Here is an 18778-nt window from a genome sequence, read left to right on the forward strand (position 1 = left end):
ACCAGGACGTCCTCTCGGCGCTCACTGCTGCGGTCCCGGTTCGGAAATGAAGAACATGGGAAGAATGTTGGCCGAGATTTCTGTAAGCATGATGACCAGGAACGTCGCCCCGATCGTTGTGCCGGCGACCGCCCAAGCTCGCGTCTTGTCACGATGGAGGAGGCCAGCGATGCCGAGCACGATGGCAAAGACAGCGCAGATACACCCCGGAGCGGGAGCCAAGAGGCTGGTCCAGTCAAACCACGGATGATCGGTCTCGCTCTCCGTGGCAGATAGGTGCCCCACGAGAATCCGTGCGATCGCCCAGAGCGCGACCGCGAGCACGCCTGCAGCAGCTGAGTAGCGAGCTAGGTCATCGGCTCTCGCAGCAGTCTTGGGTTTCGTCCTACTCATCTGGCCACGCTACTGCCCCACGAGAACATGGCTGCACCGCAAACGGTCCGATTCGACTACTCCTGGACCGGCACAGCGACGGCGTCGAACGAGTCAGCCTTTTGCACCCGCAGTCGGAGTGTTGAGCGCCCTTCAACCAGGGCTTTCAGCAGCCGGTGCACACCATCAAGGATGATCAGACGTCGCTCCGCCCCTACGTATGTGTCGAGCGGGTAGCGAAGGTCGGCAGCGAGGGTTCGCGCCCATTGCTCGGGATGCACACTCGGCTCGGATGCCACCTCGGCGGGGGACACCTGAAAAGGGCGCCCACCCGCTGCCCAGAACGGCAAGTACAGGTGCCACTCCAGCGTGGAGATGGACACTTCCCGTTCGGGCAACGACAGGGCGTGCAGTCGGTCCAGATCCCAGTGGGAGTCGAGGATCACCCCGTCCAGGCTCGCAGGACGCTCAGCGAGCAGAGGGAAGGGCCGACGCTGCACCATGGCGCCGAGGGTAAGGCGCGCTGCGCCTAAAACGGTCGTTTGCGGCACGGCATTTTCGTTCCAATGGGGTATACCCCAAAGTGACACTCTCGGTTCGAGGACGTCGCGGTTCCCACTAGGGTCCTCGACGCGCATTTAGTGACACATCTGTGCACTTCTCGTGGCCGACGACCTCTGCGGGACATTCTTGTCCCACGCATACCACACAGTACGTCGCCTATGTCCGAGTCTCCTCTGCCGGCCAGAACCTCGACCGTCAGTTGGAGACCGTCGGAGAGGTGAACAAGGCAACCCGCGAGTATCAGTCCGCTGCCATTACCTTCGGCCGGCCTGAGCTGCTCGAGGCCTTGGGCGTCGTGCGAGGGTGACACCGTCGTCGCCTCCTCCCTCGACCGCCACGCACGCTCACTCCGCGACATGATCCGGGAGCGCCTTGCGACGGGGGCACGGCGATCGCCGAGCGCGTTCCGGGCAAATAGCGCGGGCGCAAGCGTCGCCTGAGCGACGATCAGATCCTTGAGGTCCGCACCGCTGCCGTCGCAGGCATCCACTAAGCGCATATCGTCGGTGTATTCAGCATCAGCCGGAGTACGCTGTACCATGACGCTACATGGCCCAGCCCGCGCCGTCGGAAGCCGAGATGCCCAGAACTCCTTCCCTCGTGCCACAGGACCCAGAGTGAGCTGGGGCCGGCCCCCGCCCTCGATGGCGTGAATAATGATGCGGCCCCGGCCCACCCCCTCCAGACTGGCGGCCATGGTCGATATCACCCCTGAGCTCGTGCGCACTCTGGTCGCCGAGCAGTTCCCCGAGTGGCACGACCTCCCCGTGCGGCCCGTAGCCCGTCAGGGTTGGGACAACCGGACGTTCCGGCTCGGCGACGAGCTGGTCGTGCGGCTGCCCAGCGCGGAGGGGTACGTCGCCGCCGTGGCCAAGGAAGATCAGTACCTTCCTCGCCTGGCCGAGCATCTCCCGCTCGCGGTGCCAACGCCCGTCGCCACTGGTCAGCCCGCGACGGACTACCCGTTCCCGTGGTCGGTGCGGCGCTGGCTGCCCGGCGTGACCGTCGAGGAAGCGACTGACATCGACCGACCCCGGCTCGCGCGTGATCTCGGCACCTTCCTGGTAGCCCTTCGCCACGCGCCGACCAGGCCGGGACCGGCCGCCGGCGCCCACTCCCATTACCGCGGCTGCCACCCCAGCGTCTACGGCCATGAGGTCGAGCAGGCTCTGGAGCGGTTCGGAGACGCCGTGGACGCAGCGTCCTGCCGGCGCGTCTGGGCGGAGGCGGTGCGCTCCGCCTGGTCGGACACCCCGGCGTGGTGCCACGGTGACATCGCTGTGGGAAACCTGCTCACCACCGATGGTGCACTGTCCGCGGTCATCGACTTCGGAGGCTGCTGCGTCGGTGACCCGGCGTGCGACCTCGTGATGGCCTGGACGTACTTCACGGCCGAAGAGCGCGCTGCCTTCCGCGAGGCTGTCGGGCTGTCGGCCGACACCTGGCGGCGTGCCCGCGGCTGGGCGCTGTGGAAAGAGCTGGTGACCATGCCAAAGCCGTCCGGCTCCAGCTCGGAGACCCACGTCCTCACCGGGGTTCTTGCCGACCCCGTGGCGGGCTGATCTGCGCACGCGGCATGTGCCCGCAGGTCCCGCGTCCGAGTCATCGATTCTGGCTGCAGCGACGGGAAGCCATGGTGCGGACTGGCCTCCCGTTGCAGCACACTCGGCATGACCTGCCGCGCTGGAGCCAGCCTGAGAGCATCCATCCAATGGTTCAACCGCCCCATTCAGAGACACTCCACAGGGCCGACCCCGAGACAGGGATACTTCGTCCATGGACTCTCGTGTGCGTCTCGACCCCGTCTCCCTGCCGCATGATCGCGAGGCGATCGTCGATTTCCTCAGCTCGCAGCACTTCCCCTTCCACGGCCAGCCCCGGCCCACGCGCGCCCAGGCGGAGCGGAGGATCGCGGACGGCATCTTCGATCCCCCGGAGCACCAGGCCTTCTGGGTGATCGCGCACGGTGAGCGTTCGGGCCTCGCCGTCCTCGACGACCTGCGCGACGACACCGTGCTGTTCGACCTGCGTCTGGCGGAGACCGCCCGTGGCCAGGGGCTCGGGGCGCCCGTGCTCCGCGTCCTCGCCGATGTGCTCTTCGCGCAGTACCCCCACGTGCGACGGTTCGAGGGCCGGACCCGCGCCGACAACATCGCCATGCGCCGCACCTTCCGGCGGGCGGGCTGGGTGCAGGAGGCGCACTACCGCGAGGGGTGGTCCGTGGCGGGGGACGAGCCGGTGGATTCCGTGGGGTACGCGATCCTCCGCCGTGACTGGAGGGACGGCACCACCACGCCGGTCCGCTGGGACGACGACGCCTGACCTGGCATCACGATGGGCGCGCGAGTGACGACCCGCCGACGGCGATGCTCCGGGGACGGGGAATGTCCATGGCGACCACCGAGAGGTGGAAGGGCGCGGGGACCACACCGCGCCGGCGCCGCAGCAGCTGCCGGGCGAGCATCCGCGGCCAGGACGGCGCGGCCCGGACCCCCGTGGCGTACAGGACGGTCCTCTCCTGCTCCTCGAGATGGAGGACCCCGGGACCGTAGGTGCCGCGCCCGATCCGCTCGGCGGTCCCCGCCCGGTCGGTGTCGAGCACCTGCACCGGACGTGACCAGTCCGATCGATCGGCGCTTGCGGTCGCGGAGGTGGTGACCCACAGGCCCTGCGGCGGCACCCCTCCGGTGCCGTGGATGTCCGCCCCACGGGCGAGGACCATCATCCATCCGCCGGGGATCTGCGTGACCGCGTTGTCGAAGAAGCCCTCGTCCGGCGTGGCGAACACGCGCGGCGGTGACCAGCTCAGGCCATCGGCGCTCTCCACGACGCGCAGCTCGTAGTCGGGACGGTCCCCGGGGCCGATCTCGAAGGGATTGGCCTGGTACCACATCACGTAGCGGTCGCCGTCGTGGACCACCAGCGGCTCCAGCGTGCTGAGCCGTGGAGCCACCCCGGAGATGAGCGGACGCTCGAGACGTCGCCACCGGCCGTCCCGGAGCTCCAGCACGCCGATGGCGTACCGGCTGTCCGCCCCGTACTGCCGCCGCGAGGAGCGGCCCGTGTAGTAGATCCGGGCCGGACCGGCGGCGGTCGCAGGGACGAAGGAGGGCGTGTGCATCCCGGCGCCGTCCCAGGAGCCGCGGGGCGGGTCCGGAGCGAGAGCGAGCGCACGCCCCCGAGAATCCGCCTGCAGGCGCCACGGCCCGCGGGCGGGATCCGCAGCGGGATCGAGCGCCGCCGCGTACAGCCGGTTGCGGAAGGTCGTGGAGAAGCCGCCGAGGAGCATGGTCGGCACGCCGTCGATACGGTGGACGTCCGGATCGCCGAGACCCAGGACGCCGGGCGGCATCGGACCGTCCACCATGTCGAAGTGGGTGAACAGCGAGGGGGTCTGCAGGGGTGCGGGCATCTCGGCCTCCATGGACGTGCGCGCGAGGTCGCGCGGACTCCCCTGCGGATCAGGTAGGTCGAGGCCTCCGAGGCTACCCGAGAAGGGCGCGCCGGTCGATGGTCGAGGGCAGAGCCCCACCGCCGACGCTCACCGACCCGGCGTGCCCGTCCGCCCTGTCGAACCGGTCGGCAGCTCCGCACGCTCCCAGGAGGCGACCGGTCCCGGGACGAGCCGGAACAGGGGGTGCAGGGCGGGTCCGTCGAGGGCCGTGCTCCGGGCCCATCTCTCCGGGGAGCGCGCCTCGAGCTTGTCCAGGAGATGGTGCCATTCGAGAGCGATCTGGCCCTCGGTCACCGGGATCGGTGACGGCATCGGGGCCGAGGGGACACGAGGATCGATCCGGGAGCGGTCGAAGCGGTAGCCCCGGGCGCTCGCCTCCTCGGCGAGGGCGGTGAGATAGGAGCCCATCGCCCCGAGCGGGTCCGGGTGCTCACGGAAGCGCTCGAGCTGCGGATGGGCGCGGTACCCGCGCGTGCGCCCGGCGAGCACGGCCTGGGCCAGCAGGGCCTCTCGCCAGCCCCCGGTGAGGCCCTGCCGGTCGAGGTGCTGAGGATGGAGGGACCAGAGGCGCATGCGCCCATCATCGCGCAGGAGGTGCGCCGCGAGCTGCGGACACGGCGCCGGAGACGACAGGGCAGGGCGCGCCGCGAGAGGCCGGGACGGAGGACGAAAGCCTCCGCCTCGTCACTTCTGGGCCGAGCGCTCGCTGATCGTCAGATCGAGCGGGAAGTCGATCGCGCTGCCGGGGAACAGCAGCCGGCCCGCTGCATCGGCCGCCTCCTGGATCGCGTGTGCCGCGTCCTCGGCCTGGGAGGCGGGGGCGTGCACGATCACCTCGTCGTGGAGGAAGAACGCGAGGTGCGCACGGCGCGAGAACACGGGGCCCGAGGGCCCGGCCGCCTCCTGCTCGGGGACCGGTGCGAAGCGGTCCAGAGCCAGGCGCAGCGCCGCCATCCAGGACAGCGCCCATTCCGCCGCGGTGCCCTGCACGACGAAGTTCCGGGTGAAGCGCCCGCGATCGCGGGCCGCGCGCCGTGCCGTCTCCGCCGCGCCGCCCGGTGCGTCGACCTGATGGGCGCTGCGCTGTGCGGCGGTCCAGGCCTCCTCGGGGGCCGGGGAGGAGCGCCCCAGCCACGTGGTCACGGTCCCGCCTCGCTCACCGGTGGCCGCGGCGCCGTCGACGAGCGCCATCGCGGCGGGGAACCGCTGCCGCAGCCGCGGCACCACCCGTCCGCTGTCCCCGGTGGTGCCGCCGTACAGCGCCCCGAGCACCCCGACCTTCGCCTCCTGCCGGGTCGCCACGATCCCGGCCTCGACGATGCCCGAGTAGAGATCCTTGCCGGCCCCGGCCGTGATCATCGCCGCGTCTCCGGACATCGCGGCGAGCACCCGCGGCTCCAGCTGGGAGACGTCGGCGCTCACCAGGCGCCAGCCGGGATCGGCGCGCATCGCCGGGCGCAGCTGCCGCGGGACCTGCAGCGCCCCGCCGCCGCTGCTCGCCCAGCGGCCCGTCACCACCCCGCCGGGCACGTAGACGGGGCGGTAGCGCCCCTCGTGGACCCATTCGTCCAGCCAGGTCCAGCCGTTCGCGGTGAGCAGGCGGGACATCTTCTTGTAGCGCAGCAGCGGATCGATCGCCGGGTGATCGTGCTCCATCAGCTCCCACTGCGAGGTCGAGGAGACGTCGATCCCTGCGCGATGCAGCGCCCGCAGCAGTCTGGGCGGCGAGTCCAGCGGGACCAGCGGGTCGCCGAGCGCCGCGCGCACCTCCGCCCCGGCCTCCACCATCCGGGCCGGCGGGGACCCCGGCGAGGGGCGGGGGCCCAGGGCCTCGGTGAGGATCCGGTCGTGCTCGGCCTCGTCCCAGGGGATCCCCGCGGCCTGCAGCTCCGCGGCGATCAGCGCGCCCGCCGATTCCGCGGCGAGCAGCAGCCGCAGCCGGGACGGGGCGCGGGAGGCGTCGAGGGCGGTGCGCTGCCGGGAGAGCTCCGCGAGGGTCCCGGCAGCGTCGGAGGGGACCTCGGCGGAGCGGGACGCGGCGGTGTCGAGCTCGAAGAGCGCCTGGCCGGTCTCCCGCACCGGCTCGTGCGGCTCCAGCGGCGCGTCCCAGGCGGACGCGGCGCGCAGCAGTGCCGGGTCCTCGACCAGCTCGGAGTGCCGCAGGATGCGATGCACCAGACGGAGATCATGGCAGCGCTCGAGCGTCACGCCGGCGGCCAGCAGCGATGGATACCAGGCGGCGGCATCGCTCCAGACCCAGCGGGGGGAGTGCTCCGCCTCGCAGCGGGCGACGGCCGATGCGAGCTGCTCCGAGACGAGGGACTGGGTCCACAGGGTCTCCCCGTCGGCCCCCAGCGCCGTCAGGCGCACCCCGCCGTCCTCGCGGCCCAGCACGCACCAGCTCGGCGACGGCGGTGCCGACGGGGCCGCGGCGGGCGTGGTCACCAGCCCCGCTCGCGCCACCCGGGGAGGGCGGGCCGCTCCGCGTCGAGCGTGGTCCCCGCCCCGTGCCCGGGATGCACCGCCGTCGCATCCGGCAGGCGATCGAAGACGCGCTCCTCGACGTCGCCGAGGAGCTGGGCGAAGCGCTGCGGGTCGCGGTCGGTGTTGCCCACCCCGCCGGGGAACAGGGAGTCGCCGGTGAAGAGGTGATGGCCGGCCTCCGGCCCCTGGGCGTCGTCGTGCCACAGCAGGGCGATCGACCCGGGGGTGTGGCCGCGCAGGGCGATCACCTCGAGCCGCTGATCGCCGAGCTCGATCACCTCGCCGTGGGCGAGGGGCCGGTCGGTGGGCACCGGGAGCGCCGCGGCGTCCTCGGCGCCCGCCGCGGTGCGGGCACCGCTCGCCTCGACGAGCGCCGCGAGCGCGCCGACGTGGTCGTGATGGCGGTGCGTGGTGACGATGAGGTCCAGCCGCCCCGCGGGGGAGCCCTCCGCGATCAGGGCCTGCAGCCGCTCCGGCTCCGCGGCGGCGTCGATGAGCAGCTGTGCGCCGGTCGACCGACAGGTCAGCAGGTAGGCGTTGTTGTCCATCGGGCCCACGGAGAGGGCGCGGATCTCGAGCGGTCCGGTGCGGAGCAAGGTGCTCCCACCTCGATCTTCGTCGTGTCCTGAGGCTGCTGTGGGGGTCATGGCACCAGTATGTCGCCTTCCTCTCTCACCGAACAGCTGTTCGAACGTCAGGGTTCGCGCCTAGGATGGTCCGGTGACTGAATCGCTGGTCGTCCGTGGTGCGCGCGAGCACAACCTCAAGAACATCGACATCGACATCCCCCGCAACAAGCTGGTGGTGTTCTCCGGGCTGTCCGGGTCGGGGAAGAGCTCCCTGGCCTTCGACACCATCTTCGCCGAGGGACAGCGGCGCTACGTCGAGTCGCTGTCCGCCTATGCCCGGCAGTTCCTGGGCCAGATGGACAAGCCCTCGGTGGACCTCATCGAGGGCCTCTCCCCGGCGGTCTCGATCGACCAGAAGTCGACCAACCGCAACCCTCGCTCGACCGTCGGCACGATCACCGAGATCTACGACTACCTGCGCCTGCTCTTCTCCCGCACCGGCGAGCAGCACTGCCCGGTCTGCGGCGAGAAGGTGATCTCCTCCTCGGCGGAGCAGATCGTGGACACCCTGCTCGAGGAGCCGGCCGGCACCCGCTTCCAGCTGCTGGCCCCGGTGGTCCAGGGCCGCAAGGGAGAGCACGCGGACCTCCTCAGCGCGCTGCGCTCGCAGGGCTACGCCCGTGCCCGCGTGGACGGGACCAACCGTCGGCTGGACGAGGAGATCACCCTCGACAAGAAGGTCAAGCACACCATCGAGGTGGTCGTCGACCGCCTCGCGGCCAAGCCCGATGCCCGGCGCCGCCTGACCGACTCCGTGGAGACCGCCCTGCGCCTGGCCGACGGGCTCCTGATCGTCGACTTCGTGGACCTCGACGAGGACGATCCCGGGCGCAGCCGCCGCTTCTCCGAGAAGCGCGCCTGTCCCAACGACCATCCGCTCGCGATCGACGACATCGAACCGCGCACCTTCTCCTTCAACGCCCCCTACGGCGCCTGCCCGGAGTGCACGGGCCTGGGGCAGCGCCTCGAGGTGGATCCCGAGCTGGTGGTCCCCGATGAGGACCTCTCCCTGGCCGACGGCGCCATCGCTCCCTGGACCATGGGCTCGTCCGATCACCATCTCGAGGTCATGGCCGGCCTCGGCGAGGAGCTCAGCTTCTCGATGGACACCCCGTGGCGGGCGCTGCCGCAGCGCGCCAAGGACGCTCTGCTGCACGGCAAGGACCACAAGGTCCACGTGAAGTACCGCAACCGCTTCGGTCGCGAGCGCACCTACTCCACCGGCTTCGAGGGCGTCATGCACTTCCTCGAGCGCCGCCACAGCGACACCGAGTCCGACTGGGCGAAGGAGCGCTACGAGCAGTTCATGCGCGAGGTGCCGTGCCCGACCTGTCAGGGCGCCCGGCTGCGTCCCGAGGTGCTCGCGGTCACCGTCGGCGGACGCTCCATCGCGGAGGTCTGCGAGATGTCGATCCGGGAGGCCCTCGAGTTCCACCAGGGCCTCGAGCTGGGCGTGCGCGAGGCCGCGATCGCCGACGAGGTGCTGCGGGAGATCCGTGCGCGGCTGGGCTTCCTGCTCGACGTCGGACTGGACTACCTGAGCCTCGCCCGCGCCGCCGCCACCCTCTCCGGCGGGGAAGCCCAGCGCATCCGCCTGGCCACCCAGATCGGCTCCGGCCTGGTGGGCGTGCTCTACGTGCTCGACGAGCCGTCCATCGGCCTGCACCAGCGGGACAACGAGCGCCTCATCGCGACCCTCGAGCGGCTCCGCGACCTCGGCAACACCCTCATCGTCGTCGAGCACGACGAGGACACCCTGAACTCCGCCGACTGGGTGGTCGACATCGGCCCGCTGGCCGGCGCGCACGGCGGCCGTGTGGTCCACTCCGGCGTGGTCGAGGACCTCAAGACCAATCCCGACAGCCTCACCGGCCGCTACCTCTCCGGCGAGCTCGCGATCCCGCTGCCCCTGAGCCGCCGTCCGGTGGACCGCCAGCGCATGCTGAAGGTCGTCGCCCCGCGCGCGAACAACCTCACCGGTCAGGACGTCTCCTTCCCGCTCGGGGTGCTCACCGCCGTCACCGGTGTCTCCGGATCCGGCAAGTCCTCCCTGGTCAACGACATCCTGTTCGCGGTGCTCGCCAAGGAGCTCAACCGCGCCCGCATCGTCCCCGGGCGCCACAAGCGCGTCACGGGCCTCGAGCACCTCGACAAGGTGGTGCACGTCGACCAGTCGCCCATCGGCCGCACGCCGCGCTCGAACCCCGCCACCTACACGGGGGTGTGGGACCGGGTGCGCACCCTGTTCGCCCAGACCAACGAGGCGAAGATCCGCGGATACACCGCCGGGCGCTTCTCCTTCAACGTCAAGGGCGGCCGCTGCGAGGCCTGCTCCGGCGACGGCACCCTGAAGATCGAGATGAACTTCCTGCCCGACGTCTACGTGCAGTGCGAGGTCTGCCACGGCCAGCGCTACAACCGCGAGACCCTCGAGGTGACCTTCAAGGACAAGAACGTCGCCGAGGTGCTGGACATGTCCATCGCCGAGGCGCTCGAGTTCTTCGACGCGGTGCCCGCGATCCGCCGGCAGATGCAGACTCTGGTCGACGTGGGGCTGGGCTACGTGAAGCTGGGCCAGTCCGCGACCACCCTCTCCGGCGGCGAGGCCCAGCGCGTCAAGCTCTCCTCCGAGCTGCACAAGCGCTCCAACGGGCGGACGATCTACGTCCTCGACGAGCCCACCACCGGGCTGCACTTCGAGGATGTGCGCAAGCTGCTCGAGGTGCTGGACGGCCTGGTCGAGAAGGGCAACTCGGTGATCGTCATCGAGCACAACCTGGACGTCATCAAGACCGCAGATCACGTCATCGACCTGGGTCCCGAGGGCGGCGCCGGCGGCGGCCGCGTGGTCGCCACGGGCACGCCCGAGCAGGTCGCGAAGGTCTCCGGCTCCTACACCGGGCAGTTCCTCGCGCCGATGCTCGATGCGACCGCCCCGGGCCGGTCCCGGACGGCCTGAGAGGAAGCAGAGGAGGCACCGCCATGGCCGATCCCGCCACCTATCGTCCCGCGACCGGGTCCATCCCGACCCGGCCGGGGGTGTACCGGTTCCGGGACGAGCACGGGCGCGTCATCTACGTCGGCAAGGCGAAGAACCTCCGCCAGCGGCTGAGCAACTACTTCCAGGACCTCTCCGTCCTGCACGAGCGCACCCGCCGGATGGTCACCACCGCCGCGAGCGTGGAGTGGACGGTGGTGGGGACCGAGGTCGAGGCACTCACCCTCGAGTACACCTGGATCAAGGAGTTCGACCCGCGGTTCAACGTGAAGTTCCGCGACGACAAGTCCTACCCGTACCTGGTGCTCACGATGGGGGAGAAGGTGCCACGGGTCCACATCACCCGTCGGCCCCGTGCCAAGGGCGACCGCGTCTTCGGTCCGTACCCGCAGGTGGGGGCCATCCGCGAGACCCTCGACCTGATGCTGCGCGTGTTCCCGGTCCGCTCCTGCACCGCCGGGGTGTATCGCCGTGCCGAGCGGTCCGGGCGTCCCTGCCTGCTGGGCTTCATCGGCAAGTGCTCGGCCCCCTGCGTCGGGGACGTCTCCGAGGACGAGCATCGGCGCCTGGCCGAGCAGTTCGCGGACTTCATGGCCGGGAACACCGCCACCTACACCCGGCGCATCGAGGGGCAGATGCGGGACGCGGCCGCGGCCATGGACTACGAGGCCGCCGCGGGGCTGCGCGACGACCTCCAGGCGCTCGAGAAGGTCATGGAGAAGAACTCCGTGGTGCTCTCCGACGCCACCGACGCCGATCTGGTGGGCCTGGCCCAGGACGAGCTCGAGGCCTCGGTGCAGGTCTTCCACGTGCGCGGCGGCCGGATCCGGGGGCAGCGCGGCTGGACCGCCGAGATCCTCGACGACAGCACCGCGCCGGACCTCATCGAGCGGGCGCTGACCACCCTGTACGCCGAGAGCCGCGCCCCGCGCGAGATCCTGGTGCCGGTGCTGCCCACGAACCGCGAGCAGGTGCTCGAGATGATCGGCCGCACTGTGGACCTGCGGGTCCCGCAGCGCGGGGAGAAGAAGGAGCTGCTGCGCACGGTGAGCGAGAACGCCACCGAGGCGCTGCGGCTGCACCGGCTCAAGCGCACCGGGGACCTCACCGCCCGCACCAAGGCACTCGAGGACCTCGGCGAGGCGCTCGAGCTCGCCGAGCCGCCGCTGCGCATCGAGTGCTTCGACATCTCCCACTCGCAGGGGACCAACGTGGTGGGCTCGCAGGTCGTCTTCGAGGACGGCCTGCCCAAGAAGAGCGAGTACCGCCGCTACGCGGTGCGGGGTGAGGCGGCCCGGGACGACACCGCCTCGATGTACGACGTGATCTCCCGCCGGCTGCGCCACCACCTCGATCCGCCGGAGAAGACCGAGGAGGAGTCGCGCCGCTTCGCCTACCCGCCCTCGCTGATCCTCGTCGACGGCGGCGCGCCGCAGGTCGCCGCCGCGCAGCGCGCCCTCGACGATCTGGGCGTCACCGACATCGCCCTGGCCGGCATCGCCAAGCGGCTCGAGGAGATCTGGCTGCCGGGCGACGACTACCCGGTGATCCTGCCCCGCACCAGCGAGGCCCTCTTCCTCGTTCAGCGCCTGCGCGACGAGGCCCACCGCTTCGCGATCGCCTACCACCGCTCCAAGCGCGGGCGCGCCATGCAGACCAGCGCACTGGACGGCATCCCCGGGCTCGGCCCGGCGCGGCGGCGCGCGCTCCTGGAGCGCTTCGTGACAGTCTCCGCGATCCGCGCCGCGAGCGCGGAGGAGCTCGCGGAGGTCGACGGGATCGGGCCCGCGTTGGCCGCGCAGGTCACGACCGCGCTACGATCCGAGCAGGGGATGTCGTCCGATGCCGACGCCGAGGGGCGCGGCGACGAGGGCCCTGGGGACCCGGAGGATCCGCAGGACGCGCTCGAGGTGGCCGTGGACATGGCGACCGGAGAGATCCTCGACCGCTGACGCGCCCCCCGCCATCCGACCGACCGCCCGTCCCTCGACCCGGAAGGAGTGTCCCGTGATCGACGACACCCCGCCCGCCCCCGGCTCCACCACCCAGGGGGACGTCGTCATCATCACGGGACTGGCCGGCGCGGGCCGCGAGACCGCCGCCCATGCCCTCGAGGACATGGGCTGGTACGTCGTCTACAACATCGCCCCGCAGCTGATCGGCACCCTCTACGAGCTGCGAGCCTCCGCCGTCGGCCGCGAGAACCGCTTCGCCGTGGTGGTCGACCCTCGCTCCGGACCCTTCTTCAACGAGCTCTCCGACGTGGTCGCCGAGCTGCGCCGCTCCGATCTCCGCCTGCGCCTGCTGTTCCTCACCGCGGACGAGTCCACGCTGGTGCGCCGCTTCGACTCGGTGCGCCGCCCCCACCCGCTGCAGGGTGAGGAGGGGGTGCTCGAGGGGATCCGCCGCGAGCGCGAGATGCTCGCCCCCTACCGGCGGATGGCGGACCTGGTCATCGACACCTCGCCGCTGAACGTCCACCAGCTGACCATGAAGATGCGCACCGTCTTCGGGACCAGCGAGGAGCAGCAGCTCACGGTCACGATGCTGTCCTTCGGGTTCAAGTACGGCATCCCGCTGGAGGCCGACCACGTCAGCGATGTGCGCTTCATCCCCAACCCGTACTGGGTGCCGGAGCTGCGCGCGAAGCGCGGCACCGACGCCGAGGTCGCGGACTTCGTCCTGGGCGACGCCAACGCCGCGGAGTTCGTGGACCGCTACCTGGAGATGATCACGCCGGTGCTGCGCGGCTACAGCGCCGAGAACAAGCACTTCACGACCCTCGCGGTCGGCTGCACCGGCGGGAAGCACCGCTCGGTCGCCGTCTCCGAGAAGATCGGTGACGGGCTGCGTCGCAGCGGGCACGCCGTGCGCATCCGCCACCGGGATCTGGGGCGCGAATGAGCATCGTCCCGCGCAGCCCCGGGCACCGCCTGCGGACCGCCGACCGCTCCGCGAGCGCTCGACGCGGCGGCCGCGGCGACCCGCAGCGCCCCCTGCGGGTGGTAGCCCTGGGCGGCGGCCACGGTCTGGCGGCGAACCTCCGTGCGCTGCGGCTGCTGGCCGACGACCTCACGGCCGTGGTGACGGTCGCCGACAACGGCGGCTCCTCCGGCAGGATCCGCACCGAGATCCCCGTCCTCCCGCCCGGCGATCTGCGGATGGCGCTGGCCGCGCTGTGCGAGGACTCGGACTGGGGGTCCATCTGGGGCGACGTCATCCAGCACCGCTTCGACACGGAGGGAGAGCTGGACGGCCACGCCCTGGGCAACCTCATGATCGTCTCGCTGTGGCAGATCCTCGGCGATCCCATCGAGGGACTGGACCAGATGGGGGAGCTGCTCGGCGCCCGCGGCCGCGTGCTCCCGATGGCCCTGGACCCGCTCGACATCGAGGCCGACGTCCGCGCCGCCGACGGCACCCTGCGCACGGTCTCGGGCCAGTGGCAGGTCGCCACGGCGGAGGGCCGGGTGGAGGACGTGCGACTGATCCCGCCGCGCCCGCGTGTCCCCCAGGACGTGCTGGACGCGCTCCAGGACGCCGACTGGATCATCGTCGGCCCCGGCTCCTGGTACACCTCCGTGCTCCCGCACCTGATGATCCCGGAGATCGCCGAGGCGATCCGCACCAGCCCCGCGAAGCGCTGCATCACCACCAACCTGACGGTGGGCGCCCAGGAGGCCGAGGGCATGACCAGCCTGGACATGCTGGACGTCCTGCTGGAGCACGCCGACGGCTGCCGCTTCGACGCCCTCATCGCCGACCCCACCACGCTCGGGGACGCCCTGGAGCTCGCCGAGGCGGCCCGTGAGCGCGGGATCCGCGCCCTCCTGCGCCAGGTGAGCGTCGGGGACGGACGGCCGCATCACGACCCGGTCCGCCTCGCCGCCGCCTACCGCGACCTGTTCGACGACGCCTACGGGGATGTCGAACCGGAGATCAGCCCGGCCGCGGGCCGGAGGACGCGCACCCCCCACCCCATCGAACGAGGAGGACATGCATGGCGCTGACCGGTGAGGCCAAGGAAGAGCTGAGCCGCCTCGAGGTGACCAGGCCGTCCGCCCGCAAGGCGGAGGCGGCGGCCATGCTCCGCTTCGCCGGGGGGCTGCATCTGGTGGCCGGGCGCGTGGTGGTGGAGGCGGAGCTGGACTCCGCCGCCGTGGCGCGCCGGCTGCACGGGATCATCGCCGAGATGTACGGGCATCGCGCGGAGCTGGCCGTGCTGGCTCCCTCCGGGATCCGGCGCAGCTCGCGCTATCTGGTCCGCGTCGAGCGCGAGGGCGGGATGCTCGCGCGGCAGACCGGTCTGCTCGATGCCCGCGGCCGGCCCGTCCGCGGGATGCCGCCCTTCGTGGTGGGCGGGGCGACGATCGACGCCGAGGCCGCCTGGCGCGGGGCGTTCCTGGCCCGCGGCACCCTCACCGAGCCGGGCCGCTCCTCCGCCATGGAGCTCTCGTGCCCGGGCCCGGAGGTGGCGCTCGCGATGGTGGGCGCCGCCCGCCGCCTCGGCGTCTCCTCCAAGGCGCGCGAGGCCCGCGGAGCGGATCGCGTGGTGCTGCGTGACGGCGACGCGATCTCGCTGCTGCTGGGGAGGATGGGTGCTCCCGAGACGGTGGGGACCTGGGAGGACCGCCGGACCAAGCGCGAGGTGAAGGCGACCGCGCACCGGCTCGCGAACTTCGACGACGCGAACCTGCGGCGCTCCGCCCGGGCGGCCGTCGCCGCGGGGCAGCGCATCGAGCGGGCTCTGGAGATCCTCGGCGACGAGGTGCCCGAGCATCTGCGGGCCGCCGGGCGGCTGCGTCTCGAGAACCGCCAGGCGAGCCTCGAGGAGCTCGGCCAGCTGGCCGATCCGCCGCTCACGAAGGACGCCGTCGCGGGACGGATCCGGCGGCTGCTGGCCATGGCGGACAAGCGCGCCGAGGACCTCGGGCTGCCCGGCACGGAGGACGGGGTGGACGAGGAGCGGTTGCCGCCGTCGCCCGATCCCGGACGTTGATAGGATCGTCCCGGTCGTCGGTCACATCCGGCACCGTCCGAGCGTACGAGGGCGTGCGCGCCACTGTCCATATTTCACAGATCCCCTGTGAATCTAGGAGGAACCGTGACCATTAAGGTCGGAATCAACGGATTCGGTCGCATCGGCCGCAACTACCTGCGCGCCGCTCTCGAGCAGAAGGCTGACATCCAGATCGTCGGGGTCAACGACCTGACCGACAACGCCACGCTCGCCAACCTCATCAAGTACGACTCCATCGGCGGCGTCCTGCCCTACGAGGTCTCCCACGACGAGAACTCGATCACCGTCGGCGACAGCACCTTCAAGGCGTTCGCCGAGCGCGACCCCAAGAACATCCCGTGGGGCGAGATCGGCGCCGACGTCGTCATCGAGTCCACCGGCATCTTCACGGACGCCGAGAAGGCGAAGGCCCACCTCGAGGCCGGCGCCAAGAAGGTCATCATCTCCGCTCCGGCGAAGAACGAGGACGCGACCTTCGTGATCGGTGTCAACGAGGGCGACTACGACCCGGCGGCGCACACGATCATCTCGAACGCGTCCTGCACCACCAACTCCCTCGCCCCCGTGGCGAAGGTGCTGAACGACGAGTTCGGCATCGTCAAGGGCCTGATGACCACCATCCACGCCTACACCTCGGACCAGGTGCTGCAGGACGGCCCGCACAAGGACCCGCGCCGTGCCCGCGCCGCCGCCCTGAACATCGTCCCGACCACCACCGGTGCGGCCAAGGCCGTGGCGCTGGTGCTCCCGGAGCTCAAGGGCAAGCTCGACGGCTACTCGCTGCGCGTGCCGGTCCCGACCGGCTCCATCACGGACCTCACCTTCGAGGCGTCCCGCGAGGTCACCGCCGAGGAGATCAACGCGGCGATCAAGAAGGCCGCCGAGGGTCCCCTCAAGGGCGTCCTGCGCTACACCGAGGACCCGATCGTCTCCAAGGACATCGAGGGCGATCCGCACTCCTCGATCTTCGACGCGCAGCTCACCAAGGTGATCGGCAACCAGGTGAAGGTCTTCACCTGGTACGACAACGAGTGGGGCTTCTCGAACCGCCTCGTCGAGCTCTCGCAGCTCGTGGGCAAGTCGCTCTGATCCCCGCGCGGTCGCACTGACGACCCGGACCACCCCGGAGCCCGCCGGTCGCCACCCCGAGGGGTCGGCGCCCGGCGGGCTCCGCTCGTCCCACGGCCGGGCCGCTCCGTGCGTCCCCGGCCCCGACACGAAGGAACCACCACAGTGCTGAAGACCATCGATTCGCTCGGGGAGCTGCGCGGCAAGCGCGTGCTCGTCCGTGCCGATCTCAATGTGCCGCTGGACGGCACCACCATCACCGATGACGGACGCATCCGCGCCGCCCTCCCCACGCTCTCCCGACTCGTCGAGGCCGGCGCCCGGGTGGTCGTGATCTCCCACCTGGGCCGCCCGAAGGGTGCGCCGGAGGACAAGTACTCCCTGCGCCCGGTCGTGGGCCGTCTGGGCGAGCTGCTGGGCCAGGACGTCGCCTTCTCCCCGGAGACCGTGGGCGCCTCCGCCGCCGAGGTCGTCTCCTCCCTCGAGGACGGACAGGTCGCCGTCCTCGAGAACCTCCGCTTCAACGCCGGCGAGACCGCGAAGGACGAGGCCGAGCGCCGCGACTTCGCGACCCAGCTCGCCGAGCTCGGCGACGCCTTCGTCTCCGACGGCTTCGGCGTGGTCCACCGCAAGCAGGCCTCGGTCTACGAGCTCGCCACCCTGCTGCCCTCCGCGGCCGGCGAGCTGGTGCTGCGCGAGGTCGAGTCCCTGCGCAAGGTCACCGACTCCCCGGAGCGCCCCTTCGTGGTGGTCCTCGGCGGGGCCAAGGTGGCGGACAAGCTCTCCGTCATCGACGCCCTGCTGGGCAAGGCCGACCGTCTCCTGATCGGCGGCGGCATGGCCTACACCTTCCAGAAGGCCCGCGGCCACGAGGTGGGCCAGTCGCTGCTGGACGAGAGCAAGCTCGACGTGGTCCGTGAGTACATGGAGCGCGCCGAGGCGAACGGCGTGGAGCTCGTGCTCCCCGTCGACACGGTCGTGTCCCCGGAGTTCTCCGCCGACGCCCCCGCCACCGTGGTGGGCGCCGATCAGATCCCCGCGGACCAGGAGGGCATGGACATCGGCCCCGAGACCGCGAAGCTGTTCGGCGAGAAGGTCGCCGATGCCGCGACCGTGTTCTGGAACGGCCCCATGGGCGTGTTCGAGTTCGCGCCCTTCGCCGGCGGGACGAAGGCGGTCGCCGACTCCCTCGCGAAGGCCCCCGGCTACACCGTGGTCGGCGGCGGCGACTCCGCCTCCGCCGTCCGCAACCTGGGATTCGACGAGTCCCTCTTCTCGCACATCTCCACCGGCGGGGGTGCGAGCCTCGAACTCATCGAGGGCAAGGACCTGCCGGGCATCTCGATCCTCGAGGAGGGCACCAAGTGAGCACCCGTACCCCGCTGATGGCGGGCAACTGGAAGATGAACCTCGACTGGAAGCAGGGCCTGGCCCTCGTCGAGGAGCTGGGTGAGCGGCTCAAGGACGTGGACACCTCCGCCGTCGAGGTCGTCGTGCTGCCCCCGTTCGTGGACATCCGCACCGTGCAGACGGTCGTCGAGTCGGACCGGATCCCGCTGGCCTACGGCGGTCAGGACATCTCCGCCCACGAGTCCGGCGCCTACACCGGCGAGGTCTCCGGGCAGATGCTCAAGGCCCTCGGCGCGAGCTACGCGGCCGTGGGTCACTCGGAGCGCCGCGAGTACCACGGCGAGGACGAGCAGGTCACGAACGCCAAGGTGAAGGCCGCATTCGCCGCGGGCCTGGTCCCGATCCTGTGCGTCGGCGAGCCGCTCGAGCAGCGGCAGGCCGGCAAGCACGTCGAGTACACCCTCGCGCAGCTCGAGGGCGGCATCGAGGGGCTCACCGCCGAGCAGGCCGCGCAGATCGTCATCGCCTACGAGCCCGTCTGGGCCATCGGCACCGGCGAGGTCGCGACCCCGGACGACGCCCAGGAGGTGTGCCGGGAGATCCGTGAGGCCCTGCGCGCGATCCACGGCGACTCGGTCGCCGACGCCGTGCGCGTCCTGTACGGCGGCAGCGTGAAGTCCTCGAACGTCGTCGAGCTCATGGGCAAGGAGGACGTCGACGGCGCGCTCGTCGGCGGGGCCTCGCTCAAGGCCGAGGAGTTCGCCAAGATCGCCGGGTTCCAGAGCTGAGTAAGCCGTACCACGCGAGCCGGGCCTCTTCGGGGCCCGGCTCGTGGCGTA

Annotated in this window: 16 protein-coding genes; 10 read left to right on the forward strand and 6 right to left on the reverse strand. The window is 71.2% G+C overall.

Features of this window, described 5'->3' with window-relative positions:
• Positions 1–21 precede the first annotated feature (21 nt).
• Entirely contained in the window at positions 22–324 is a 303-nt protein-coding gene (locus tag CXH06_RS08280; RefSeq protein WP_114854706.1) for a hypothetical protein, read from the reverse strand.
• Between the two features lie 125 nt (positions 325–449).
• Positions 450–875 (reverse strand): hypothetical protein, encoded by a 426-nt coding sequence (locus CXH06_RS08285; RefSeq protein WP_114854707.1) that lies wholly within the window; start codon positions 873–875, stop codon positions 450–452.
• A 756-nt stretch (positions 876–1631) separates the two neighbouring features.
• On the opposite strand from CXH06_RS08285, the gene CXH06_RS08290 reads away from it, so the two are divergent.
• Positions 1632–2498, forward strand: coding sequence for an aminoglycoside phosphotransferase family protein (locus tag CXH06_RS08290; protein WP_114854708.1), 867 nt, complete (start codon positions 1632–1634; stop codon positions 2496–2498).
• Between the two features lie 214 nt (positions 2499–2712).
• A complete protein-coding gene (locus tag CXH06_RS08295) occupies positions 2713–3258 on the forward strand; it encodes a GNAT family N-acetyltransferase (RefSeq protein ID WP_114854709.1) in 546 nt (181 codons plus the stop codon).
• Positions 3259–3265: 7 nt separating this feature from the next.
• Here the strand turns inward: CXH06_RS08295 and CXH06_RS08300 are convergent, their stop codons facing one another.
• From CXH06_RS08300 to CXH06_RS08315, 4 genes are all read right to left on the reverse strand, one after another.
• Entirely contained in the window at positions 3266–4348 is a 1083-nt protein-coding gene (locus CXH06_RS08300; RefSeq protein WP_198684046.1) for a hypothetical protein, read from the reverse strand.
• A 129-nt stretch (positions 4349–4477) separates the two neighbouring features.
• Positions 4478–4963 carry a pyrimidine dimer DNA glycosylase/endonuclease V gene (locus tag CXH06_RS08305; RefSeq protein WP_114854710.1) on the reverse strand — a complete coding sequence of 162 codons (486 nt, stop codon included), beginning with the start codon at positions 4961–4963 and terminating at the stop codon, positions 4478–4480.
• Positions 4964–5074: 111 nt separating this feature from the next.
• The gene (locus CXH06_RS08310; protein WP_232820271.1) at positions 5075–6835 is read right to left on the reverse strand and encodes a bifunctional 3'-5' exonuclease/DNA polymerase; all 1761 of its coding nucleotides are present in this window, start codon (positions 6833–6835) and stop codon (positions 5075–5077) included.
• A complete protein-coding gene (locus CXH06_RS08315) occupies positions 6832–7521 on the reverse strand; it encodes an MBL fold metallo-hydrolase (RefSeq protein WP_114854711.1) in 690 nt (229 codons plus the stop codon). Before CXH06_RS08315 ends, CXH06_RS08310 begins: the two co-directional genes overlap by 4 nt.
• 73 nt (positions 7522–7594) lie before the next feature.
• On the opposite strand from CXH06_RS08315, the gene uvrA reads away from it, so the two are divergent.
• From uvrA to tpiA, 8 genes are all read left to right on the forward strand, one after another.
• Positions 7595–10462, forward strand: a complete 2868-nt coding sequence (gene uvrA / locus CXH06_RS08320) for an excinuclease ABC subunit UvrA (protein ID WP_114854712.1) — start codon at positions 7595–7597, stop codon at positions 10460–10462.
• Between the two features lie 23 nt (positions 10463–10485).
• Positions 10486–12453 (forward strand): excinuclease ABC subunit UvrC, encoded by a 1968-nt coding sequence (uvrC, locus tag CXH06_RS08325; RefSeq protein WP_114854713.1) that lies wholly within the window; start codon positions 10486–10488, stop codon positions 12451–12453.
• A gap of 55 nt (positions 12454–12508) precedes the next feature.
• Positions 12509–13405, forward strand: coding sequence for an RNase adapter RapZ (gene rapZ, locus CXH06_RS08330; protein ID WP_114854714.1), 897 nt, complete (start codon positions 12509–12511; stop codon positions 13403–13405).
• Complete coding sequence (yvcK, locus tag CXH06_RS08335; RefSeq protein WP_114854715.1) at positions 13402–14511, forward strand: gluconeogenesis factor YvcK family protein; 1110 nt, start codon at positions 13402–13404, stop codon at positions 14509–14511. Before rapZ ends, yvcK begins: the two co-directional genes overlap by 4 nt.
• The gene (gene whiA, locus CXH06_RS08340; RefSeq protein WP_114854716.1) at positions 14502–15500 is read left to right on the forward strand and encodes a DNA-binding protein WhiA; all 999 of its coding nucleotides are present in this window, start codon (positions 14502–14504) and stop codon (positions 15498–15500) included. Before yvcK ends, whiA begins: the two co-directional genes overlap by 10 nt.
• A gap of 105 nt (positions 15501–15605) precedes the next feature.
• Positions 15606–16610 (forward strand): type I glyceraldehyde-3-phosphate dehydrogenase, encoded by a 1005-nt coding sequence (gene gap / locus CXH06_RS08345; RefSeq protein WP_114854717.1) that lies wholly within the window; start codon positions 15606–15608, stop codon positions 16608–16610.
• Between the two features lie 144 nt (positions 16611–16754).
• Positions 16755–17957 carry a phosphoglycerate kinase gene (gene pgk / locus CXH06_RS08350; RefSeq protein WP_114854718.1) on the forward strand — a complete coding sequence of 401 codons (1203 nt, stop codon included), beginning with the start codon at positions 16755–16757 and terminating at the stop codon, positions 17955–17957.
• Positions 17954–18727 carry a triose-phosphate isomerase gene (gene tpiA / locus CXH06_RS08355; RefSeq protein ID WP_114854719.1) on the forward strand — a complete coding sequence of 258 codons (774 nt, stop codon included), beginning with the start codon at positions 17954–17956 and terminating at the stop codon, positions 18725–18727. Before pgk ends, tpiA begins: the two co-directional genes overlap by 4 nt.
• The last annotated feature ends 51 nt before the right edge of the window (positions 18728–18778 follow it).

The sequence above is a fragment of the Brachybacterium sp. YJGR34 genome (assembly GCF_003347015.1).
Lineage (GTDB): Bacteria > Actinomycetota > Actinomycetes > Actinomycetales > Dermabacteraceae > Brachybacterium.

Bases quoted from the DNA above. Each gene is read 5' to 3' on its own strand.
- CXH06_RS08285 (WP_114854707.1), bottom strand. From the start codon at position 875: ATGGTGCAGCGTCGGCCCTTCCCTCTGCTCGCTGAGCGTCCTGCGAGC.
- uvrC (WP_114854713.1), top strand. From the start codon at position 10,486: ATGGCCGATCCCGCCACCTATCGTCCCGCGACCGGGTCCATCCCGACC.
- CXH06_RS08315 (WP_114854711.1), bottom strand. From the start codon at position 7,521: ATGACCCCCACAGCAGCCTCAGGACACGACGAAGATCGAGGTGGGAGC.
- yvcK (WP_114854715.1), top strand. From the start codon at position 13,402: ATGAGCATCGTCCCGCGCAGCCCCGGGCACCGCCTGCGGACCGCCGAC.
- CXH06_RS08305 (WP_114854710.1), bottom strand. From the start codon at position 4,963: ATGCGCCTCTGGTCCCTCCATCCTCAGCACCTCGACCGGCAGGGCCTC.
- CXH06_RS08295 (WP_114854709.1), top strand. From the start codon at position 2,713: ATGGACTCTCGTGTGCGTCTCGACCCCGTCTCCCTGCCGCATGATCGC.
- CXH06_RS08300 (WP_198684046.1), bottom strand. From the start codon at position 4,348: ATGCCCGCACCCCTGCAGACCCCCTCGCTGTTCACCCACTTCGACATG.
- CXH06_RS08290 (WP_114854708.1), top strand. From the start codon at position 1,632: ATGGTCGATATCACCCCTGAGCTCGTGCGCACTCTGGTCGCCGAGCAG.
- whiA (WP_114854716.1), top strand. From the start codon at position 14,502: ATGGCGCTGACCGGTGAGGCCAAGGAAGAGCTGAGCCGCCTCGAGGTG.